4 protein-coding genes are annotated in these 6,628 nt (G+C 75.2%); 2 read left to right on the top strand and 2 right to left on the bottom strand.

What is annotated here, in order from left to right; translation table 11 throughout:
• A partial coding sequence (locus tag L1885_RS20830) for a M3 family metallopeptidase (protein ID WP_235798687.1) occupies nucleotides 1-1,761 on the bottom strand: 1,761 nt, incomplete at its 3' end.
• Nucleotides 1,762-2,340: 579 nt separating this feature from the next.
• Between L1885_RS20830 and L1885_RS20835 the strand changes: the two genes are divergently transcribed.
• Together L1885_RS20835 and L1885_RS20840 are read left to right on the top strand one after the other, a co-directional pair.
• Nucleotides 2,341-3,162, top strand: a complete 822-nt coding sequence (locus L1885_RS20835) for a TIM barrel protein (protein WP_235798688.1) — start codon at nucleotides 2,341-2,343, stop codon at nucleotides 3,160-3,162.
• 182 nt (nucleotides 3,163-3,344) lie between these two features.
• A complete protein-coding gene (locus tag L1885_RS20840) occupies nucleotides 3,345-4,235 on the top strand; it encodes a 2-hydroxy-3-oxopropionate reductase (protein WP_235798689.1) in 891 nt (296 codons plus the stop codon).
• Between the two features lie 448 nt (nucleotides 4,236-4,683).
• Here L1885_RS20840 and L1885_RS20845 read toward each other — a convergent pair.
• The coding region (locus tag L1885_RS20845; RefSeq protein WP_235798690.1) for an NHLP bacteriocin export ABC transporter permease/ATPase subunit at nucleotides 4,684-6,628 on the bottom strand (1,945 nt) is incomplete at its 5' end.

Raw genomic sequence — 6,628 nt, forward strand, 5'->3', positions numbered from 1 at the left:
GCGCGCGGGGGCCGCCTCGGCGGTCAGTTTCCGCAGCAGGTCGAGCCGTTCGCGCAGGACCGCGGCGGCGGCGCCCGCCCCGGCGGGGCCGTCCGCGTGCACGCCGGCGCGCGCGAGGAGTTCGGCGGGCGGCGCGGTGTCGCCGGCGCTCAGGAGGTCGACGAAGCGCTCGCCGAAGGCGGCCGGGTCCGCCTCGAACCGCTCCAGGAGGGCCAGTGCCGACACCTGCCCGTGGACGTAGGCGAGGTGGGAGCCGGGCTGGGCGAACAGGTCCCCGAGATAGCTCCACCACATCGCGTATCCGCCGGTCAGTTCGACGGCCGGGCCGTACAGCCGGCGCTGGCCCGCGGTCCACAGCTCGCCGATCCGATCGGCCGTCAGCTCGCCGGCCCGGATGCCGGGCGCGCGCAGGGCCGCCTCGAAGGAGTGCAGTGCCGCGTGCCTTCCCACGGCCACCATCCGGTCCTCCAGCCAGCGCGCGAGCAGGCCGGCCCGCCGGGCCGCGGGGCCGTCCGCCATCAACCGCCGTACGGCGACCGCCTCGCACAGCAGCGCCACGCACTCGCCGAGCACGGGCGGCGGTGCGGCCGCGAGGAGGGGCAGTCGCGCCGCGAGGGACAGGTGCACGGCGTGCCCCATCTCGTGGGCGAGGGTGAGCACGTCACGCAGCCGCCCCTGGAAGTGCAGGGCGACGCAGGGATCGCTGCCCGGAAGGGCGTGCGTGGCGGCGCGGCGCTGCTTGCCGGGCCGGGGCCGCGCGTCGACCGCGCCGCTGCCGAACAGGTGGCGGGCCCGCTCCGCGAGCACGGGAGACAGGTCACCGAACGCGGCGGCCACGACCTCGACGGCCTCGGGCCAGGAGTACGTGCCGCCGGACCCGGTGCCCGCGAGCGGCGCGTAGCGGTCCCGGTCGGTGAACTCCTCCTGCGGGGCCAGTTCGCGCTTGAAGGCGTAGTAGTCGTGGACGACGGGCACGCAGGCCGCCGCCTGCGCCAGCGCCCGGCCGGCCTCCCGTTCGTCGATCTGGTCGATGTCCCGGCGCGCCGCGAGCCAGTCCGGCGCGCCGGCCCCGGCACGGGCGCGGCCGTCCGCCACGATCATGCGCAGGGCGGTGGCGCGCAGTTCCAGCTCGGGGGCGAGAGCGCGGCAGACCGCCTCGTGGGCGGTGGTGCGCGCCGCCACGTCGGCGTCGTAGAGGATCGGCAGCACGGTGGCGATGTCGCGCCGCTCGCCGTCGATCTCCACCGTGATGCGGCCGAGGAGGTCGCGGGCGAGGCGCTGCCAGCCCTCGATGCCCGTGGGCGCGAGGGCCGCGAGGACCTCCTGCCTCTCGGGGGAGGCCGTCCGGCCGGCGCGGGAGCGCCGCACCTTGGCCGCGAAGTGGGCGTACGGGCCGAGCCCGGGGCCGTGGGCCCCGTCGCAGGCGGCCAGCTCCGCCTCGAAGAAGCCGAGTTCCTCCGCGAGCCCGGCCCAGGCGGTGTCGCAGCGCTCCAGCAGGGCGCGCACGGCGGGGCCCTGGTCGTGGAGGGCATACAGCGCTTCGGCGTAGGAGGTGACGCGCTGGACGCCCGCGACGCACTCCTCGTAGCGCCGGATCACGCGGACGAGGGCGTCCGTGCCGAGGCCGGCCAGGCTGCCGCGCACCTCGCGGGCCAGCCGCGCGGACGTCTCGCGCACCGCGGAGAGGGCCGCGTCGACTTCCTTCGATTCCGGTCCCGGAAAGACCCGCGTCGGGTCCCACACCGGCAGACTCTCCCGCATCGCCGTACGCCCCTCCCCCCGGGGTCGCGCCGCCTTCCGGACTCGAGCTGTCCGGCGGATGGCAGGGAACCTAACGAGCTTGTGATGGAGCGTCAATTGGCCTCGTGTGCACGGAGATTCATGGTTACTGCGTTCCAGCCACAACAGATTTAAGGACTATCTTCCGGCAACGACCGCCGCTCACGGCGCCTCTCGACACACCGCCCGGCGGGCGCCGGGCGGTGCCCGCCGCCACGTCCCGCCTGGTGTTTTTTCGAGCTCTTGGGACGCCCGTCCGGCGCCCTGACCGGCCCGGCCGCGGGAGCGCCGGCGGAGGGCGGCCTTCCGGCCGGGGCGCGTCCGCAGGACCGCCCGCGGGCATCCCCCGCAACGGCCGCTTCGGCACCCCGCACCGCACGTCGGGCGGGTGGCACCGCCCGCCCGTCCCCCGGCGCGCGTCTCTTGACACGGAGAGGCCCGGCCGGGCAGTCTTCCAGTAAGCAGAAAACAGATTCCACATTATGGAAGTTGCGAATCGGCCGGGATGCACCCCGGTTCCGCGCGCTTCACCCCCACGCCACCGGACGGACGCTGGAGACCATGCCCCGCGACACCGAGCGCTACGACGTCAACCTCTCGATCCTGTTCACCGAACTCCCGCTGCTGGAGCGGCCGGCGGCCGCGGCCGCCGCGGGCTTCGACGCCGTCGAGCTGTGGTGGCCGTGGACGGACACCGCCACGCCCCCGCGCAAGGATCTGGACGCCCTGCGCGGCGCGCTGGACGACGCCGGCACGCGGCTGGTCGGGCTGAACTTCTACGCGGGCCGGCTGCCCGGCCCCGACCGCGGCGCGCTGTCCCTGCCCGGCCACGAGTCCGACCGCTTCCGCGCCAACGTCGACGTCGCCGCGGACTTCGCCGCGGCGGTCGGCTGCACGGCGCTCAACGCGCTGTACGGCAACCGCGTCGACGGCGTGGAGCCGGCGGCGCAGGACGCCCTCGCCCTGGAGAACCTGGCCCTCGCCGCCCGCGCGGCCCACCGGGTAGGCGCGAGCCTGCTGATCGAGGCCCTCAACGAGCCGGAGTCGCCGCGCTATCCGCTGGTGAGCGCCGCCTCGGCCGTCGAGGTCGTCGACCGTGTCAACGAGGCCACCGGCCTGGGCAACGCGGCGTTCCTGCTCGACCTCTACCACCTGTCGATGAACGGCGAGGACCTGGGCGACGTGATCGACCGGTACGCGGACCGGACCGGCCACGTGCAGATCGCCGACAACCCGGGCCGCGGCGCGCCCGGCACGGGCTCGCTGCCGCTGCCCGAACTCGTCGGCCGACTGCGCAAGGCGGGGTACGACGGATGGATCGGCCTGGAGTACAAGCCCGGAGACCGGCCGAGCGCCGAGGCCTTCGACTGGCTCACCACCTGACCGGGGCCGGCCCCGGCCTGCCGCTGTCCCGCCCCCCCCCCGGCCCTTCTCATATCTCCTGCCTCCTCCGTCTCCTCTGCCTCCTCCTTCCGCCTCCCTTCCTCTCCCGTCCGCCGTCCCCTCCCCCGCCCCGCCCCCGCGTGCGCACCCGTGCCACCCCGAGCATGTCGAAAGGTTCCGTCATGACCGACCTTCCCAAGATCGCGTGGATCGGCCTCGGCATCATGGGCTCGCCCATGTCCGAGAACCTGATCAAGGCCGGCTTCCCGGTGACCGGCCACACCCTGGAGCAGGAGAAGCTGGACCGGCTGGCCGCCGCGGGCGGCACGCCGGCCGCGACGATCGCCGAGGCCGTGGCCGAAGCGGACGTGATCGTGACGATGGTGCCGGCGTCGCCCCAGGTCGAGGCGGTCGCCTACGGGCCCGACGGGATCCTCGCGCACGCCCGGCCGGGGACGCTGCTCGTCGACATGTCGTCCATCACCCCGGGGACCTCGGTGGATCTGGCGCGCGCCGGCGCCGAGAAGGGGCTGCGGGTGCTGGACGCCCCCGTGTCCGGCGGCGAGGCCGGCGCGAGGGAGGCCGCCCTGTCCATCATGGTGGGCGGGGAGCCGGCCGACTTCGAGGCCGCGCGGCCCCTGTTCGACGCGCTCGGCACCACCGTCGTCCACTGCGGCCCGCACGGTGCCGGGCAGACCGTGAAGGCGGCCAACCAGCTGATCGTCGCCGTCAACATCGAAGCCTGCGCGGAGGCCGTCGTGTTTCTGGAGAAGTCGGGCGTCGACCTGGCCGCCGCGCTCGACGTGCTGGGCGGCGGCCTGGCCGGTTCGACCGTGCTGGCGCGCAAGAAGGACAACTTCCTGCGCCGGGACTTCGCGCCGGGCTTCCGCATCGACCTGCACCACAAGGACATGGGCATCGTCACCGAGGCCGCGCGCGCCGTCGGCGCCGCCGTGCCCGCGGCGACGCTCGTCGCGCAGCTCATCGGCTCCCTGCGCGCCCAGGGCGACGGCGGCCTCGACCACTCGGCCCTCCTGCGCGCGGTCGAACGGCTCTCCGGGCACGGCGTCTGACGTTCCCCTCCGCCCTCCGACCCGGGCGCGGCCCCGCAGGGGCCCACCTGAGCGCGGACCCGTCCCGGGCCCGCGCTCCCCGAAGACCCGGGCGGCGGCGGCGCCGACACCTGTCATGTCGCGCCCAGGCGCCGCCGCCGCCCGGAACCACCCGTCCGTACCCCGGCCGGGACGGGCCCCTCCCTACGGATCGAGCCCTACCGGATCCGTACGGAGGGCGCCCGGCGGGGGCGCGGACGACCGGGACCGCGGCGCGCGGCAGGCCGGTGCGGAGGCCCGCGGGACGAGACGGCGCCCGCCCGAAGGGACGGCGGGCGACGAGGTCCCGCTCGCCACGCACCGCGGTCCCCACCCGGCCCACGCTCCTGCCGTCGGCCACACGCCACCGGTCGCCGGTCGCCGCACAGGTCACCCGGCACCCGGCACCTGGCGCCCGGGCGTGCGGGCGTTACGCCACCTGGCGGCGCACCAGTTCGCTCAGCCGCCCCGCCGGGTCCGCCAGCAGCACTGCGGGCGGACCCTGTTCGACCACCCGGCCGGCGTCCATCACGACGACGCGGTCGGCGTCGAGCACGGTGCTCAGCCGGTGGGCGATGACCAGCCGGCTGGCCCGCAGCCGCCGGGTGCTCTCCATGACGACGCGCTGCGTCTCGTTGTCGAGGGCGCTGGTCGCCTCGTCGAAGAACAGGATGCGCGGGCGCCGCACGAGCGCCTGGGCGATCATCAGCCGCTGGCGCTGCCCGCCGGAGACGGCGCCGCCGCCCGAGATCATGGTGTGCAGCCCCATGGGCATGCGGCGGATGTCCTCGGCGAGGCCCGCGAGTTCGGCCGCGGCCCACACCTCTTCCTGGGTGAAGGACTCCGCACCCCGGATGCAGTCCAGGATGGAGCCGGTCAGCGGCTGGGCGTTCTGCAGCACGACCCCGCACTGCCGCCGCACGGCGCTGAGGTCGAGGGCGGACAGGTCCTGCCCGTCGTAGAGGACGCTCCCCGACAGCGGCCGCTCGAAGCCGATGAGCAGCCGCAGGAGCGTGGACTTGCCGCAGCCGCTCGGCCCGACGACGGCCACGAACTCGCCCTCCGCGACCTCGACCGTCACGCCGTCGAGGACCAGGGGCCCGTCGTCGCCGTAGCGGAAGGACACCCCGCGGGCCGCGAAGGCCCCGGTCAGGGCGCCCGGGGCGGCGCTGCCGCCGCGGACCTCGGGCTCGCCGTGCAGCACGGGGCGCACCTGCTCGTACATCGGCAGCGCGGCCACCGCGGAGACGAGCGCGCCGGTGAGCTGGGTGACCGAGGTCAGCAGCATCGTGGCGGCCGTGTTGAAGGTGAGGAAGGACGAGGGCGACAGGGTGCCGCGCGCGGGTCCCGCGAGGAGCATGAACATCAGGAGCGTGCACAGCGGCAGGTACACGGCGTCCACCACCGTGTTGACGTTCTTGATGTACCCGGCGCGCTGCTGCATGCCCCGCGATCTGGCGAACTCCCGTGCCCAGGCCGCGTACGCGAAGGGCTCGGCCGCGGCGACACGCAGTTTGGGCAGCCCGCGCAGCGTCTGGAAGGCCTGGTTGTTGAGCTTGTTGCCCAGCTTGACCAGCCGCCGCTGCCAGCGCACCTGCCACAGCCCGATCGCGAGGAACACGGCGGCGACGACGGCGAGCATGCCGAGCGCGGCCAGCGCGAGGGGGACGCTGTAGAACAGCAGGAGCCCGAGGTTCATCGCGCCGACGGTCGTGGACTGCAGCACGACGGGCGCGATCCCCGACAGCACGCGGCGCACGGCGCTGACGCCCATGGCCGCACTGGCGAGTTCACCGGTGGAGCGCTCTCCGAAGAACGCGGTCGGCAGCCGCAGGAGCCGGTCCCACACCGCGGGCTGGAGCGTGGCCTCCATCCGCCCCTCGATGCGGAGCATGGTGAGGTTCTGCAGCAGCCCGAAGGCGGCCGTGACCGCGCCGGCCACCATCACCGCGATCGCGACCTGCACGATGAGGCTGGTCTGCGCCTTCGGCACGTACTCGCCGAGGACCTTGCCGGTGGCGATGGGCACGAGGGCGCCGAGAGCGACGGTGACGAGCCCCGCGAGGACGAGGTTGCGCAGGTCCACGCGGGCGCCGCGCAGGCTGAAGCGCAGCAGGCGGGGCGGGTTGAGGGGCCGTTCGGGCAGCGGCCGGTAGAACATGACGGCGCTCGGCGCGAAGTCGTCCGCGTTGTCCTCGCCGACGCGCGTGCGCGAGCCGCTGAGCGGGTTGACCGCCTCGTACCGGCCGCGGCGCCACATCAGGGCGACGGGCGCGCCGGAGCGGGCCCGGCTGCCGACGAGCGGGCCGACGTCGGTGCGCCACCAGGCGCCGGCGAGGCGGACCGGCCGGGTGCGCACGCGGGCGTGGGCGGCG

Origin of the sequence: Streptomyces fuscigenes (assembly GCF_021556455.1) — a bacterium.
Lineage (GTDB): Bacteria > Actinomycetota > Actinomycetes > Streptomycetales > Streptomycetaceae > Streptomyces > Streptomyces fuscigenes.

Coding starts and splice junctions, on each gene's coding strand:
- L1885_RS20835 (WP_235798688.1), top strand. CDS start 2,341: ATGCCCCGCGACACCGAGCGCTACGACGTCAACCTCTCGATCCTGTTC.
- L1885_RS20840 (WP_235798689.1), top strand. CDS start 3,345: ATGACCGACCTTCCCAAGATCGCGTGGATCGGCCTCGGCATCATGGGC.